The organism is Pseudovibrio sp. W74, from assembly GCF_001623085.1.
In the GTDB taxonomy this organism is placed as follows: Bacteria; Pseudomonadota; Alphaproteobacteria; order Rhizobiales; family Stappiaceae; genus Pseudovibrio.
The window spans coordinates 14,670-30,815 of the sequence record NZ_LMCJ01000009.1 but is presented as its reverse complement, the minus strand read 5'-3'; the positions used below and the strand labels follow the sequence as shown (position 1 = coordinate 30,815).

Annotated in this window: 13 protein-coding genes, 1 tRNA gene and 1 pseudogene; 4 read left to right on the top strand and 11 right to left on the bottom strand. The window is 49.5% G+C overall.

The features are described from left to right. The coding region (locus PsW74_RS08595) for a LysR substrate-binding domain-containing protein (RefSeq protein ID WP_208987903.1) at positions 1-279 on the top strand (279 nt) is incomplete at its 5' end. A gap of 898 nt (positions 280-1,177) precedes the next feature. Here the strand turns inward: PsW74_RS08595 and PsW74_RS29635 are convergent. The 7 genes and pseudogenes from PsW74_RS29635 to glmU form a co-directional block, all read right to left on the bottom strand. After that, positions 1,178-1,325, bottom strand: a pseudogene (locus tag PsW74_RS29635) (IS6 family transposase); the annotation flags it as partial. A 350-nt stretch (positions 1,326-1,675) separates the two neighbouring features. After that, the gene (locus PsW74_RS08580) at positions 1,676-1,921 is read right to left on the bottom strand and encodes a hypothetical protein (RefSeq protein WP_063289853.1); all 246 of its coding nucleotides are present in this window, start codon (positions 1,919-1,921) and stop codon (positions 1,676-1,678) included. Between the two features lie 347 nt (positions 1,922-2,268). After that, positions 2,269-3,132 carry a DDE-type integrase/transposase/recombinase gene (locus PsW74_RS08575; RefSeq protein ID WP_193775986.1) on the bottom strand — a complete coding sequence of 288 codons (864 nt, stop codon included), beginning with the start codon at positions 3,130-3,132 and terminating at the stop codon, positions 2,269-2,271. Positions 3,133-3,242: 110 nt separating this feature from the next. Then, on the bottom strand, positions 3,243-3,743 hold the full coding sequence (locus tag PsW74_RS29095; protein ID WP_206599917.1) for a TnsA endonuclease C-terminal domain-containing protein: 501 nt from the start codon (positions 3,741-3,743) through the stop codon (positions 3,243-3,245). Positions 3,744-3,785: 42 nt separating this feature from the next. Continuing rightward, positions 3,786-4,073, bottom strand: a complete 288-nt coding sequence (locus PsW74_RS29090; protein WP_206599916.1) for a hypothetical protein — start codon at positions 4,071-4,073, stop codon at positions 3,786-3,788. Positions 4,074-4,170: 97 nt separating this feature from the next. Continuing rightward, the gene (gene glmS / locus PsW74_RS08565) at positions 4,171-5,997 is read right to left on the bottom strand and encodes a glutamine--fructose-6-phosphate transaminase (isomerizing) (protein WP_063289851.1); all 1,827 of its coding nucleotides are present in this window, start codon (positions 5,995-5,997) and stop codon (positions 4,171-4,173) included. 171 nt (positions 5,998-6,168) lie between these two features. Beyond that, complete coding sequence (gene glmU, locus PsW74_RS08560; protein WP_063289850.1) at positions 6,169-7,527, bottom strand: bifunctional UDP-N-acetylglucosamine diphosphorylase/glucosamine-1-phosphate N-acetyltransferase GlmU; 1,359 nt, start codon at positions 7,525-7,527, stop codon at positions 6,169-6,171. Positions 7,528-7,758: 231 nt separating this feature from the next. Between glmU and PsW74_RS08555 the strand changes: the two genes are divergently transcribed. Both PsW74_RS08555 and PsW74_RS08550 read left to right on the top strand, forming a co-directional pair. Then, entirely contained in the window at positions 7,759-8,745 is a 987-nt protein-coding gene (locus tag PsW74_RS08555; protein WP_208987902.1) for an SPOR domain-containing protein, read from the top strand. Between the two features lie 96 nt (positions 8,746-8,841). Next, the gene (locus tag PsW74_RS08550) at positions 8,842-9,774 is read left to right on the top strand and encodes a DMT family transporter (protein ID WP_275484651.1); all 933 of its coding nucleotides are present in this window, start codon (positions 8,842-8,844) and stop codon (positions 9,772-9,774) included. 77 nt (positions 9,775-9,851) lie between these two features. Here PsW74_RS08550 and PsW74_RS08545 read toward each other — a convergent pair whose 3' ends face one another. From PsW74_RS08545 to PsW74_RS08530, 4 genes are all read right to left on the bottom strand, one after another. Further along, positions 9,852-10,589 carry a cytochrome c biogenesis CcdA family protein gene (locus PsW74_RS08545; protein WP_063289848.1) on the bottom strand — a complete coding sequence of 246 codons (738 nt, stop codon included), beginning with the start codon at positions 10,587-10,589 and terminating at the stop codon, positions 9,852-9,854. Between the two features lie 227 nt (positions 10,590-10,816). After that, positions 10,817-11,251, bottom strand: coding sequence for a universal stress protein (locus tag PsW74_RS08540; RefSeq protein ID WP_057462369.1), 435 nt, complete (start codon positions 11,249-11,251; stop codon positions 10,817-10,819). 42 nt (positions 11,252-11,293) lie between these two features. Next, the gene (locus PsW74_RS08535) at positions 11,294-13,909 is read right to left on the bottom strand and encodes a TRAP transporter permease (protein WP_063289847.1); all 2,616 of its coding nucleotides are present in this window, start codon (positions 13,907-13,909) and stop codon (positions 11,294-11,296) included. Positions 13,910-14,037: 128 nt separating this feature from the next. Beyond that, on the bottom strand, positions 14,038-14,997 hold the full coding sequence (locus PsW74_RS08530) for a TAXI family TRAP transporter solute-binding subunit (protein ID WP_063289846.1): 960 nt from the start codon (positions 14,995-14,997) through the stop codon (positions 14,038-14,040). 762 nt (positions 14,998-15,759) lie between these two features. Here PsW74_RS08530 and PsW74_RS08525 point away from each other — a divergent pair. After that, a tRNA-Lys gene (locus PsW74_RS08525) sits at positions 15,760-15,835 on the top strand. Positions 15,836-16,146 lie beyond the last annotated feature (311 nt).

The window sequence follows — 16,146 nt, the reverse complement described above, 5'->3', positions numbered from 1 at the left end:
ATTCAAGTTCCGGCTTGTCAAAGGCTGCATGCTGAAGCGGGACTAAAAGTCCATAACATAACATCATTGATAGCAATGATCCGTAACAAGGTCGGCATTACTATTCTACCTGAGACAAGTGCTCAGATACTCAACACAGACGAGATCAGTTTTGTTCCGCTTCCAGGAGCAGGCCTCCAACGAGAAATTGAACTTATCAGAAAATCAGAAACACCCGCTTCCCCAGCAGCAGGAGAGCTGGAGCAGACAATTCTGACATTCATTCAAGATAGAAAGTAAGTTCTTTCAAAATACGAAAGAAACAACAGTGCCTTCTATGCAGGCAGCCTCAACTCTTGATAGAAGCACTTGAATGGCAAGCAATGGCCCCTCGTCGCTGGTAATAGCTTCTCTCTTACCTCAGTTCACGCAGTGCAGCGACGACAACAAAAGTACGCATCTTACCAGTTCAAAATCACCATACGTGGGTGAATGCGATTCTATGTTCCTTTATTGTTCTTCGCAACATCCAAATGTGCACGTTCGGTCCAGTTGGGCCAATATGTTATGCAAGGAAACATCGACGTAAAAATGTTCGGAGCGAAGAACCGATTTGCAACTGAAGCTATGAACGAGGGAGATGTGGGTATATCCCTCAGGGAAATGGTCATCCCATTGAAAATGTTGGCACAGAAACTGCTAGAATTCTGATTGCCCTCAACACGGCGAATTTCAAGCAATTGATCTGTCACAATGGCTAGCCAGCAATCCAGATTATCTTCTAGCAACTCAGTCAATCAGAGTTTGGATGTCATTGAGAGGCTTCCCAAGTAAGATGTTTTTATCACACCGAAATAAACGCATTTGATTTGGAAGGCTGTTGAAAAATGTTACTCGTTTAACCTACTCAACTGAGTGGTTTGTTTGTGTAAAACCTCTCAGCTCAGCAGCCCTTACACCTCTTCGGATTTGGCCTAATGATTGGAAGGCAAGAAAATGGACTATGTGCGGGGCACTCCTTACCAACCGCAAACGTAGGGCAGAATCAAGCGTTAGCACCAAAATGGCTCTGTTGCATCTTCTGGGTAAAGACATAAAAAAGCTTTCTCGTGGCGTAATTCAGGCGTGAATTCCGAAGAGTCTGTTGATGAAGGAGATTTCAACCCTCCGCCGACAGATCGTACCAGCCATCAAACTATCCTTGCTTGAACGTCCGCATAACCTCAAAATCCTTAATGGTTGCAGCCGCTGTTCGCATTGACTGGAAGCCAAACGTTGGCTTGATGAGTCAGTTAGAGCTTGCCGTGATCAGTTCCAAGCCGGTCATTCAGATCCTTCACTTGTCGCAACTTGACATAATCAGGTGGTTTTCCTCCGCGTAATGAATTCAAGAAATAATCGTTAAGTATCAGATGCCTAGGGAATTTTACGCGTCTAAGACTGATCAAACCATCCAACTGCTTATGCATGGACAAAGGCTGAAAGAAATCGTCTAGAAGAGCGCTAATCTGATGGACACGAATATGCCCTTTTTCAAAGCAATCTTGCGGATTGAAAGTGATCTTTCCAGCTAACTTCTTCTTAAGCGCAGAAAGGTCCATGATTGGTGGCAGCGCTTCAATCAATGGATTGTCACGATAACGCTCCAAACCCGGATCAATATATACAGCCTCAACAAAGTTTTCCGGCAACGGCATCAGTCATCATCCTCAAACAATTCGTCAATGAAATCAGGATAATCTAGGTCCGCTTCAAGCTGGGCAAGGTGGACTATCTCACCTGACTTACGCTCACTTTCAGCCTCAGGACGATGTGCCTTCTTTGCGCACTCCCCTGCTTTTTCGTGACGCTTGTTCTCATTGATGGCACGGCTCCGCTGCACTTTGGGTTCCGCCGAAGTGTCGGGCGCAGACTTCTCAGCATGAACAATCTTTTCAATCACGAACTCCTCATGCTGGCGTTTCTTGGTTTTTAACTACACCTTGGCAGTCGCTTCTGTCTTCTTCTGCTCATCCCGGGCTTGCCACACATCCCAGAACGAACACCCGCGGAACTAGCAAGAGCGCTCGGAAAGGTTACTGATCCAATACTTGCTACTGCCCTTTTCCGGGAACAGGTAAATCCGGACTGCGACCAAAGGATCGTAAGCAGCTTCAATGCTCGCTGGACGCTTTACATGAGCGCCGCGATGCGTCCATCCAAGCCGAAGGAACTCTGTTGATGAATAATAGACCCCAAACAAACGGGCCCCAAGCTCTGAAAGAGTTGCTCTTTATCTCGGCAGTAAGGCTATACGAAGCGCATCTGGATCAGCCTGATGCAGGCGCCCGGTCCTGTGCTGTAGTCCCCAGTTCCACAGATGGATCGGTGTGGCAGGAAGATCCGTCGGCATATCAGCCTCCCTGCGTACTTCTCAAGGACGGCGTATTGATTGTGGCAAAGCACGGACGACAGGATAATCTGAGAAAAATCCCTTACCGACCGCTTAGCATCCAGCCGATAGTCCTTGCCACCGCGTTTCTTAATTGTGCTACCGGATACATGGCCTGGTACAAAGGGACCAAAAGAACTCTGAATTGTTTTGAAGTTTCGTTCAACAATGCCTTTCGCATCACCTCTGTAGGGTGGCGTGTTCTCTATCCTGACAGAGAAATTGCTCTCAAGATTTTCGATCTGGTGCCCAAGCAGTTCGCCCCGGTCGGCTAAGACAGCATCGGGAACACCAACGCTTGGCCAGTCGTTGATGTCAACGTCGAACTCCATTTCCTTGCAGTAGCTTGTCTTTTCGGTTACCGCCATAAAGAGAGCCTGCATCGCCGCAGCATAAGAGGGTATCTCGAAGCCGATGTAAAAGCCGGCAACCATGCGGCTGAACACATCAACCACCATGTACACCACAGGCCGGCCAACGATATTGCCGCGCTCACTGTCAGATACCAGGTATATGTCGGCTATGGTCGCATCGATCTCATAGCGGGAACCCGGTCCGAGCACCTGCGTATTGGCGATGCTGCGTAAAGGTCTGACATCCTTGTTGTACTCAATTGCAGACACCCGTTTCTTCAGTGTATCAGCCTGCTGGTACTCGCGCTTGTAGAAATGCACCATCTGCCAGTTGGACGGCAGTTCTTCTGAGGGGGGATCTGAGCTCATCAGTCGATGCGATCTCGGGAAAAGCCGACTTGTCATCTATATCGATCCACACCAAGTGCTCGCCCATCAGCTGCAAAATGCAGTAGCGGCGTTGATCAAAACTCAGCACTTCATTGATTTGAAACAAGATACACCTCCCGGATAAAACCCAGATCTCCTGCTTCCAGCTCTTTCGCCCTGAGCTTAGTGATTGGAACGAAGATGTCGAAGGTGAAGTATCGCTTGGCTAAAAGCTGTCGTATCTCTTGAAGAGACTGGCCAGGTGGCAACTCATAGGCCATGTCCAGGTCCTTACAGATGGAGATTACTGTCTTGTTTGGGTTATTTTTAAAATGATGACCGTAGAATTCCATCTGCTCTAGCGTTAGCTCAATACGGCCTTCTTCCTCCCGCATTGCCGGGTGGAGCCACTTTATGTTCTTGGTAACGACAGCTGGCACTTCGCGTTCCGTGATAAGGTACCACGGCACACCCTTTGCCTGCCAGTATCGCCGCTCTAACTCTAGTTTTTCAATTGTGCAAGCGTCTTGCAGCGCGTCTTTATACTTCGCCTGTAAGGCAAATCTAGGTGTCTGCTCATCACTCGTGTCCACCAAGAAGTCAGAGGACATATACTGGTCAACGCCAGCTAGATTAGGATGCTTAATTCCGGCTTAGAGCGCGAGCTTGCGCGTATCATCTCTTTCAGGGGGGAACTGCTCGCGGATTTGCGTAACTTCACTATGCCATTCAAGCAGCAGGAACACGGAAAGTTCGAGGTCAGATAGCAGGTGATGGGTTCTCTTCGACTTATGACCGAAGACGCGGTGTACTCTCCCAAGGGACGGCAAATCCCGAACCGTTAGCCAGGGCTTGTATTCAGAATACTCACCACTGCCCCGTCCCTCTTTGATCATCTTCGTAAACTTGGCATCAGAAAACGTTTTACTCTTACCTGCCATGAAAAAACCGCCGGTCACTGCAAAGCATGCAGCGACTGGCGGCTTCAGTAGGCAACTTTATTACTTACTGACAAAAACCAATAGTTTTTCTGAGCAACTATTCAACCGTAACGGATTTCGCTAGGTTACGTGGCTGGTCCACGTCTGTGCCCATGAAGACAGCGGTGTGGTAGGACAGCATTTGCAGTGGCAGAGCGTAGATGAGTGGTGCAACGATTTCAGGAAGTTCTGGCAGAATGATCATCTGGTCAGCAGCAACACCTGCTGCCTCAGCGCCTTTTTCATCTGTGAATAGAGCAATCTCGCCGCCACGAGCTGCCACTTCCTGCATGTTGGAAACAGTCTTTTCGTAAACACCATCGAATGGCGCGACAACCAAAACCGGCATATTCTCATCAATCAGTGCAATCGGGCCGTGCTTTAGCTCGCCTGCTGCATAGCCTTCTGCATGAATGTAGGAAAGCTCTTTCAGCTTCAAAGCCCCTTCCAGTGCCAACGGAAAGCTCGTACCGCGTCCAAGGAAGAGCGCATGGTGCTTCTTGGACATCCACGGTGCCAGCTTTTCGATCTGAGGCTCCAGCTTCAAAGCCTGCATCGCATGAGCGGGTAGCTCGGCAAGAGCACCAACCAGCTCTTTTTCCTGATCTTCACTCAAGTTTCCACGCTGACGACCAGCAAGAACAGCAAGACTGGCAAGAACAGCCAGCTGACAGGTGAAGGCTTTCGTAGACGCAACGCCAATTTCCGGCCCAGCAAAGATCGGGAACATCAGATCAGATTCACGTGCAATCGTGCTTTCTGGCACGTTCACCACTGCGCCGATGGTCATGCCCTGCTCTTTACAGTAGCGCAGCGATGCAAGAGTATCTGCCGTTTCACCAGACTGAGAAATAAACAGAGCCAGATCACCTTCGCCCAAAGGCATTTCGCGATAACGGAACTCCGAAGCGATATCGATGTCTACTGGAAGGCGAGCATACTTCTCAAACCAATACTTTGCAGTCAGACCCGCGTAATATGCAGTACCGCATGCGGAAATCACAAGCCGATTGATCTTGGAGAAATCAAAATCATTCCCCTCAGGCAGAGTGACTTTACCCTCATTGAACTTCAGGTACTGCGAAATTGCATGACCTAACACTTCTGGCTGCTCATGAATTTCTTTTGCCATGAAGTGACGGTAGTTGCCCTTGTCCATCATGGTAGAACTCACACTGGATGTGTGAACAGCCCGCTCGGCGGCAACATTGTTTTCATCAAAGATCTGTGCACCAGCGCGTGTCACGACAACCCAGTCACCCTCTTCTAGGTAACTAATGCGATCAGTGAAAGGAGACAGCGCAATTGCGTCAGAGCCGAGGAACATTTCGCCCTCACCATACCCAACAGCAAGCGGCGAGCCACGGCGTGCGCCAATCATCAGATCATCCTGATCAGCAAACAAAATTGCGAGCGAAAAAGCACCTTTCAGGCGGCCAAGAACGGCAGCAACAGCATCCTGCGGAGACTTACCGCTTTTCACTTCCAGTGAAATGAGATGCGCAACAACTTCAGAATCCGTTTCAGTGGAAAGCTTCACTCCCGCCCTGCGCACCTCTTCGCGCAACTCGAGGAAGTTCTCGATAATACCGTTGTGAACCACCATCACACCATCAGAAGCGTGTGGATGTGCATTCTCAACAGTCGGAGCACCATGCGTCGCCCAACGGGTGTGGCCAATGCCGCTCGCGCCGCCAAGAGGGTTACCTTCCAGCACAGCTTCCAGATTGCGCAGTTTCCCTTTCGCACGGCGCCGAACCAACTCACCGTTTTGGACAGTTGCAATACCAGCAGAGTCATATCCGCGATACTCAAGCCGTTTCAGCGCATCTACCAGCAATGGTGCAACAGGTGTCTGCCCCAAAATTCCGACAATACCGCACATATATGTTCTCCTTGGATTCCCACTTCGCAACTGGTGCGAGCATCAACTTTAGGCCAAGTCTTTAGCCCGATGCTTCTATGCGAGGGAAATCAATCCGTGTTTCGTTTCGTTACAGCTTGAGGATAATTGAGTAGGCACACCGCCAACCTCAGCAATGTGCATCAATATTACTCAGCCCTTTCTTGAAGCTTTAGCCGCGGCAAGCTTTTCACGCATTACAGCAGCACGACCTTCTTTGTTGACCTGCTGACCTCGGCCAATCGCCAATGCGTCCGCTGGTACATCAGAGGTCACCACAGATCCGGCGGCGACAAAGGCGCCATCACCCAGCTTAACCGGAGCAACAAGCACGCTGTCTGAGCCAACAAAACTACCTGCACCAATATCTGTGTGATGTTTCAAATAGCCATCATAATTACAGGTGATTGTACCCGCTCCAATGTTGGACTTCGCACCGATGCGCGCATCACCAATGTAGGAAAGATGATTGACCTTTGCACCAGCCTCAACCTTTGCATTCTTGATCTCGACAAAGTTGCCAATATGAGCCCCCTCGCCAATCTCAGCACCAGGACGCAGCCGGGCATAAGGACCAACAGTCGCATCAGTACTCACATGCGCATTCTCCAGATGAGAAAACGCACGGATACGAGCTCCACCATCAACATGCACACCCGGACCAAACACCACATTCGGCTCCACAATAACATCCGGCTCAATCTCAGTATCAAATGAGAAATAGACGGTCTCTGGTGCGCGCAATGTCACTCCGTTTTCCATGAAAGTTTCGCGTTGGACCTGCTGGAACACAGCTTCACACGAGGCAAGTTGAGCCCGGTTATTAATGCCCTGAACTTCTTTTTCATCACCAAGTTCAGAAACAACCTTCATCCCTTTGTTGCGTGCAACCTCAACGGCATCCGTCAGGTAATATTCACCCTTGGCATTGTCGTTTTTAATTTCAGCAATCAAATCAGGCAGAGCGTTGCCCTTGAACGCCATGATACCCGCATTGCAAAGAGTGACTCTGCGTTCCTCATCTGTTGCTTCTTTTTCTTCACGGATCGCAACAAGTTCGCCATCACTTTCAAGCAAGCGACCATAACCGAATGGGTTCTCAGCTTCAAAGCCGAGCACAACAACATCCGCCCCGCCAGACAGGCGCTCGCGCAAACGGTGCAGCGTGTCGGGCTTCACAAGCGGAGTATCTCCGAAAAGAACAAGAACATGATCAGAGGCGTCGTTATAAGCCTCCTCGGCAGCTTTCACAGCATGCGCAGTGCCCAGTCGGTCAACCTGAACATGACAGGTCGCGTGTGGAGCGCGCAGGGCGACATGCTCTTCCAGCTTCGCCATCTCAGGGCCAACCACAACAGCGACTTTATCAGCACCAGCATGCATAACGGAATTCAGGACATGTCCGACAAGTGGCAATCCGCCAATTTCGTGCATCACCTTTGGCAGGGTCGAACGCATACGCGTTCCTAATCCAGCAGCCAGAACAATTGCCAAACAAGAACTATTGGACATGCAAACCCCTTGGGAACCTAGAATTACAAACTGACAGGCAAATTGCACGAGTGCTTTGGCATTTCAAAGAACATCGCAGTGCTTTCACCAAGAAAATCAGCGCACCCATTAGAAGTAGCAGATAGTGTTTAATACATCTTTTTCAGATTGCATTTGCACTTTGTTAACCATAAAAAACCAAGCTAATACATATAGTTAGGATTAGATTCGAATACGAGGCGACCGGAAGCTTTGAGACTTCCTCATAAAATCAACGAGTTACGACAGGAACCGAAAGTACTGCGAGAACGCATTACCGTTCTTGCATGGGGTATTGCTGCGCTCTCGTTTGTCGCCCTCGCCGCATCTGCAGTGCAGATGCCTGGCAAATTTGCCTCCCAACAGGCACTTTATTCGCAGATCACACTCCCTCTCCCCGCTCCCGGCCCGGTTGCCACAACCGCCTCTATTGGCAGTCAAACAGCGCAAAACGCGTTCCAAGTGTATGGAAACGTCCGCGGAAACGAATCACAACAGAACCTGCAAAACTCAAAAGAATTGCATGCTGTGAGGGAAGAAATCATATCTTTACGCCGTTCTGTGCTGCGTCTCACAGAGCAAAACCGCAGACTATCAGGTCATGTTAAGGCGCTTGATGAAGCTGCAGCGCACAAAACATCAGAAGCTGAAATACCCACGGCATCAGCCATAACCGTGATTAAGCCGAGGCAGAAACCGGCGACACCAATAGAAACACTGCCAGCACCAGAACTCTTGCAAGCTTCAACACCAATCACCACAGCAAGTCCTCTGCCAGAAATTAAGCTTTCCGAAGTTGGTACACTTGCCGCCATCGCTTTACCAAAAGCTTCTAATCCAGAGACAGTCGCCTCCATTCCTGAGAGGGCATCGGCTCTCGATCTGCCTGAGTTTCAAAAAACACCGGCAGCAGGCAAACTTCGCCAATCAGGGACTCGAAGAATTCTTCGCACGTCCTTTGCCATTGAACTGGGCAATTTCGAAGATGCAAACTCACTGGAAAGCAAGTGGCAAAGGCTGAGGGAAGACAATCCTCTCCTGCTCGGAAAACTGAAGAAACGCGTTTCCGCTGCAAAAGTAGATGGCGCTACAAAATACACGCTGACAGCGGGCCCGTTTTACAACGCTGCAGACACCGCTGTTGTGTGCGCAAGACTGGCGCGAGAAAAAGTCAATTGCTTGCCAACCATTTTCCAATAAGTTGCTCTCATCTTTTAGCACCTGAGCATTGAGGCGCTTGTCAGCAATGACGTGAGCGTATCTCCATGCCTTGCAGGTCTTTTCGGAATACCACGCGTGTCTCATTCATCTTCGAGCTCAAATTGGGCATCAACATACGCCCTGTTGTTTCTCATGCCCATTTTCATGAGCTCCAACATAATAATCGCCAAACCAGCCATCGCTCATACAGAGCCGTGGACCCTTGCTTTTTTTAGATGGGGCCTTGCTTCACTTATTCTTCTGCCGTTCACATATCGTGAGCTCAAAGCCAACATGCCGCTGATCCGCAAAAACCTGAAGCTCCTCAGCTTCATGGCATTCCTCGCAATGTGGATCTGCGGAGCTATTGTCTATCTGGCACTAAAAGAAACATCGGCGACCAACGGAACACTGATTTACTCAGCTGCCCCTGCTCTTATCCTGGCGCTTGAATGGCTCTTCAGAGGGCGAGCAGTTGCCATAAGGGAGTTTGCCGGGATCTCACTCGCCATCATCGGTGTCTTTGTGATTGTGACCAAAGGCTCGCTCGGCAACCTGCTCAACTTGCAACTAAACAGCGGTGATTTGTTGTTTGCCTTGTGTACGCTGAGCTGGGCAATTTACTCCGTACTCATCAAGAAAAGCCAGCTACAAGCAATCTCTACAGCTCCTTTGTTTGCAATTCTCGCCATTCTTGGAACCATCATCCTAGCGCCATTTGCAGTCGCTGAAATGGCTATCACAGCCTCTATCCCCGATACAGGTGAAGTCTGGATGTCTATCGCAGGCGTCGCGCTAATCGCTTCAGTGGCCTCTTTCCTGACTTACCAGTTCAGTATCCGACTGGTTGGGCCATCGATCGCTGGCATGTTCATGTACCTGATGACACCATATGGTGTCGGCATGGCAGTCCTGTTCTTGGGAGAGCAACTCCAGGCGTTCCATTATCTGGGCTTCATCCCAATCATGGCAGGTCTCTTGTTGGCAACCTTGCCAGCAAGCTTATTCCGGCGAAAAGCCAGCGCTTAGAAACTGAAGCAATATACCAAGCACAAAAAAGCAGGCCTTAGAGCCTGCCTTTTTCATCTCAAAATCTGGAGCGTCCATTAGCCGATCTGCGAAAAGACCGGGAAGGTTTCGAGCAACCAGAAGGAAAATGCTTGAATGTAACCGGTCAGGAAACCAACACCGGTGAGCACGAGAAACGCACCCATCACCTTTTCAACCATCCCCATGTGCTTACGGAAGCGTGCCATGAAGCCCATAAACGGCCCTGCGAACATCGCAGCAATCATGAACGGCACACCAATACCCAGTGCATAAGCAGCGAGCAGAATAACCCCCTGATTAACGGAGGCCTGCGTACCGGCAATCAAGAGAATACTTGCTAGAACTGGGCCGATGCACGGTGTCCAGCCAAAACCAAAAGCAAGCCCCATCAGATAAGCGCCACCAAAACCACCCGGCTGACGATCAATCTGCACACGCGCTTCGCGGTAGAGGAATCCAATTTTAAAGGCGCCAAGAAAATGCAGACCCATAATAATGATCATGCCGCCAGCAAAATAGGCAAGATACTGCGAATACTGCAGAACAAACTGACCAAGGAATGAAGCACTTGCACCAAGCAACACAAACACCGTTGAGAAACCGGCAACGAAACACATCGCGGCAACCATAACCCGATTGCTTTGTGCAGCGCTCTTATCTTCGCTCGTCACCTCTTCGATGGACAAACCAGCAATATACCCAAGATAAGGCGGCACCAGCGGCAATACGCAGGGAGAAACAAAAGACAAAATGCCTGCGAAAAAAGCGCCCCAAAGGGTGATGTCTTGCAACATATAGCTATCCTAATTCCACTTGGAATGCATCCACATGACCTGACGTTTGCACGCACGGAAGCGTGACGACATCATAGTCCATCAATAGATCACCAAGGCTTATATATACAATTTTGCTGAAAGTTGGATGTGTTTCGTCAAACAGGCAAGAAAATCTGCGACACATTTTGGTGAACGGTAGGTAAGAACAGCTACCTACCGTCGACCACAAATATCAACCGTGACCTTTAGTTGTCACGTACAACCAGAACAGACTGGTTGGCATGGCGCACGACACGCGCCGCATTCGGTCCAAGCAGGAAGTCTTTCAGCTCTGGACGATGCGAGGACAAAACAATTAGATCAGTGCCCAGCTTATCTGCTGCGCTCGTGATCTCTTCATAGATCGTTCCGTGGGCAATATGCCCTTTCACATCCAGCTCCTCATCAGGAAGCTGCGTATCAAGAAACTCTTCAAGAGCCTCACGCGTACGCTCCAAAGCCTCAGTTTCAAACTCGCGAGCGAAATAACCACCAACGATAGATTTGCCAAAGTCCGGCAGTACCGTCACCACATGAAGCTGAGCTTTGTAATGACGAGCCAGATCAACAGCCACGGGAAGCGCAGTTTTCCAGCTGCTTTCTTCGTTCAAATCCAAAGGCAGCAAGATATTGGAGTACATTTCCCAACTCCTCAAAAATTATAGTTTTATGACACAGCCCGCTTAAAAAGCGGGCTGTGTTTGGCGTCGACGTTGAAGTGCAACAACCAGCAACAGCAGAAGCAAAGCCGGAATATAGAACAACTGTTTTGGCAGTCGTTCTGCATCCACCTGAGAACTTACGATCACAACCGGAACATCTCCGTAAAAGTCAAAGCCCTGCAGTTTTTCAGCAAATGTCGTGCCTGGGAATGGTTCATCAAGCACCACAGCTCCGTCATCCTGCATGGTAACCAGACCAGATGCATCAAGTCGTGCGTCAGCCCCCTGCTCCTCACCAATTGATAGAGGCAATGTCAGTGTCAGGATTTTATCCATGTCATCAAAATCCGGACCTGCGAGGTTAAGACGCACCATATCACCCGGCTGAGCTTCACCAACCATCTCCATGATTTGCGGACCTGTAGCAGTTACGTATGGATCCTGCACCTGATCGAGCCAGAAGCCCGGACGGAACAGCGTAAACGCAATGAGAAGCAGAGCTACAGATTCCCACAGACGGGAGCGCGCAAAGAAGTACCCTTGCGTTGCCGCAGCAAACAACATCATCGCCACAACAGAGACGATAAAGACGAAGACTGCCTGAAGTGGCTCAACATCAATCAGCAGAAGATCTGTGTTGAAGATGAACAGGAACGGGAGGGCTGCAGTACGCAAAGAGTAGATAAAGCCCTGAACACCGGTCTTGATCGGATCACCACGACTGATCGCAGCTGCCGCAAAGGCGGCTAGCCCCACCGGAGGCGTCACATCCGCCATAATACCGAAGTAGAAGACGAAGAAGTGAACTGCGATCAGTGGAACGATAAATCCGGTCTGCTCACCAAGGTCCACAACAACCAACGCCATCAATGAAGACACAACAAGGTAGTTCGCTGTGGTTGGTAGTCCCATACCAAGGATCAAACTCATCACCGCAACCAGCACCAGCATCAGCAACAGGTTACCGCCAGACAGGAACTCAACCAATGCAGCAATCATCTGGTGCATACCGGTCAGGGACACAGTCCCCACGATGATACCCGCAGCAGCGGTCGCGACTGCAATACCGATCATGTTGCGAGCGCCGCCGATCATGCCTTCAACGAAGTCCACAATACCCTGCCATGTACGGCCGGCCTGAGATTCTTTACGGAAGAACGCTTTCAGCTGATGCTGGGTCACAACGATGAAGGTCATCGCCATAGTCGCGTAAAACGCAGACAGGGACGGTGAGAACCGCTCGACGAGAATACACCAGATCAGAACAACAATCGGCAGGATGAAGTAGTAGCCAGTACGACCAACATCACCAGCAGCAGGCAACTCACTCACCGGCGCATTAGGATCGTCCACCTCAAGGTCTGGAACCTGCGCGGCGATATACACCAACCACAAATAGCCAGCAGCAAACAACGCAAGCACAACAGGGAACGTGAGTGCCGGGAATGCAGTCTTCGTCCAGCCCAGACCGTAATACACGGCAGCACCCACAAGTGTGATACCGATAAAGCCTGTCAAAACACCAATCAGGCGCTGCAAAATGGTTACATGAACCGGAGGCTTAGGCAGACCTTTCAGGTTCATCTTCAACGCTTCAAGATGCACGATGTACACCAGTGCGATGTAAGAAATCACGGCTGGAATGAAGGCGTGAATAACAACCTGATGATAACTGGTGCCAGTGAATTCGGCGATCAGGAAGGCTGCAGCCCCCATCACTGGCGGCATCAGCTGACCATTCACTGAAGAAGCCACTTCAACAGCACCCGCTTTTTCAGCAGGAAAGCCAGTTCGCTTCATCAATGGAATGGTGAACGTACCAGTGGTCACAACATTCGCAATGGAAGAGCCTGAATAAAGACCACTCATCGCAGAGGCAAGAACCGCCGCTTTTGCAGGACCACCACGCAAATGCCCAAGAAGCGCAAACGCGGCCTTGATAAAGTAGTTACCCGCGCCAGCTTTCTCCAGCAGCGAACCAAACAGCACAAACAGGAAGATCATGGACGCCGAAACGCCAACAGCAACGCCAAAGACGCCCTCCTCCTGAATCCAGTAATGCCACATGGCTTTACCATAGGAGGCACCACGCCATTGAATGACGTCTGGCAGCCAAGGAGAGTTGCCAAACATCGCGTAGCCAACAAAAACCGCAGCAACAATAACGAGAGGCAGGCCCAGGCTCCGGTACACCGCAATCGCAAGCACAGTCAGGCCAGTGGTGGCCACAATCAGATCCATCTGAGTTGGAAGACCGGCGCGATTAGCGATCTCAGAGCGCATAATCACAAGGTAGAGACAAGCCGCAGCGCCTAAAAATGCGAGCACCCAATCATACCACGGTATGGTATGTCGTGGGCTGCGGGAAAACAGAGGGTATGCAAAAGCAGCAAGCACCAGGCCAAATGCCAGGTGAATGTTTCTAACTGCGGAATTGTTGAAAATGAGATTGATGCCAAAGGTATCATTCAACCAAAATGGAACGTTCGAGGCCACATAAAGCTGAAAGACGGACCAGATAAAGGCAATGGCAGCAATCATCACGCCTAGCCCACCGGCCAGGCTTCGTGCGCCGGTATCTGCCTGAGCGACCAATTCTTGCGCATCAACCTGCGCTTTGTGTCGTTCTGGACTCATTTGCACCCCCAAATACAGTTCCCCCTTTGCCTTAGCTGTAAAGGCAGAGCAAGAAACCTACTAAATCTCATAGAAAGCCAAAAAATGCGGGGCCAGAACAGCCCCGCATCGTAGAAAACTTGGGTAGATTACATCCAACCACGTTCTTTGTAGTACTTCACTGCACCGTCATGCAGAGGAGCTGTCAAGGAAGCCTTGATCATCTCTTCTTCTTTCAGGTTTTTGAATGCAGGGTGCAGTTTTTTGAAGTCGTCGAAGTTTTCGAAGACAGATTTAACAATGACGTAAACAACATCATTAGGCACTGCTGCGGAAGAAACGAAGGTTGCGCCAACACCAAAGGTGTTGATGTCTTCTGCGTTGTTGTACATCCCTGCTGGGATTGTTGCTTTACGGTAGAAGGAGTATTTGTCGACCAGATCGTCGATCGCTTTACCTTCAACGTTTACAAGCTGCGCATCACAGGTGCTTACAGTTTCCTGAGTAGATGCAGATGGGTGACCAACCAGCCAGTAGTAAGCATCGATTTTGCCGTCACAAAGCGCAGAACCAGCTTCCGCAGACTTCAGCTCAGTCGCCAGAGCAAGATCAGCCTTGTTCACGATACCTTCTTTTTCAAGAAGCTGCCATGTCGCATACTGACCGGAACCTGGGTTACCGATGTTGACTTTCTTACCCTTAAGGTCGGTGTAGTTGTTTACGCCGGAACCTTTAGAAGCAAGCATTGTTACTGGCTCAGGATGTACAGAAAATACAGAGCGCAGCTCACCGAAAGGCTTGCCATCCCATTGGGAGCGACCTTCGTATGCATTCGCCTGAACGTCAGACTGAGCAACACCGAACTCCAGCTCACCATTTTGAATGGTGTTGATGTTGTAAACAGAACCACCTGTAGATTCTACAGAACAACGGATACCGTGCTCTTTACGGGTCTTGTTTACAAGACGACAGATCGCACCACCAGTTGGGTAGTAAACACCGGTAACACCGCCGGTGCCGATGGATACGAAACGATTTTCTGCCGAAGCTCCAGTTGCAACGCTAACCGCAATCAGCGCAGCTCCAACTGCAACATTGCTAAGTTTCATACGAACCTCCACTTAAGTTGTAATTGCGCGATCCCGTTACTCACGGTATCGCGAATAGGAAATCTTGGCATTTTAACCATCAGACACGCCTATTTCCCACTGGCACAGAATGAAAGATGCCAAAAGCGGTGAAATACGTACACATCTATTGCTTGGATTACCAGTAAACTCTCAAAGCCGCCGGCAACAACCAAGCTGCATATCTATTCACCTAACAAACTGATTCAAATAATATTTTTTAGATATATGAGCACTTCGCACACGCGAAAGCCCCACAGATATTTCACGAAAAACTGCCAAAAATCAGGTGATACACCAGCAAACTGCCGATTGCTTCCACAAAATAGTATACTAAGGTATTACAGATTTTGTGAAGTATCACGCTTCATTTCGAACAATATCTCTACGTTATTTCACCTAGAGAACTAATAATACCCCCAAAACCAAGGGATGAACGAGATGATTGCAGCGCTCTCCCACCTTAGAGCAGATTATAGCGGAAAGCGCATTTTGTGCACCGCACCCTACACTCTGCCAGATGAGGAGCATCCCCATAAGAAAAACAAGGAAGCAAAACCTAACATCATTTTACTACTCACATTTACACTGAGCTAGTTTCAGCAATCTCACCGCATAGACAACATAAGAACGGTAAATAGGCGCAAAAAACGCTCCGTGTGGAAAATCGAAAAAACCGCTTGCGCTAAGCCCCTGCAATCCTTAGAAGACCCCTCACAGGCAGCGACCTAACGGTCCCGCCGAGAGCCCGTAGCTCAGCTGGTAGAGCAACTGACTTTTAATCAGTAGGTCCACGGTTCGAACCCGTGCGGGCTCACCATTTAACCTCATGGTATATAAAGAGGTTTAGCAAAGCTCCCTTCCGGGAGCTTTTTGCATTTCGGCCCTGTGTCAGCACTATGTCAACAAATGAGAGTGTTTGAAATCGCAATTTCACCTCTCTTAGCTCCTGCAAAAAACCTTTCAAATTAATTCTGGGAAAGCTGTTAATGTTGTCTCTAATCGTCAGAACACAGACTTATCATAAGGCTTAAGCTCTGAAGAGTTGTCAGAGAACTGTAACGTGTCGTCAGGGTGCAACTTTAATGCTTCTTGATAAAAGGCATGCCCGCTTCAAGCGAATATCAAAAA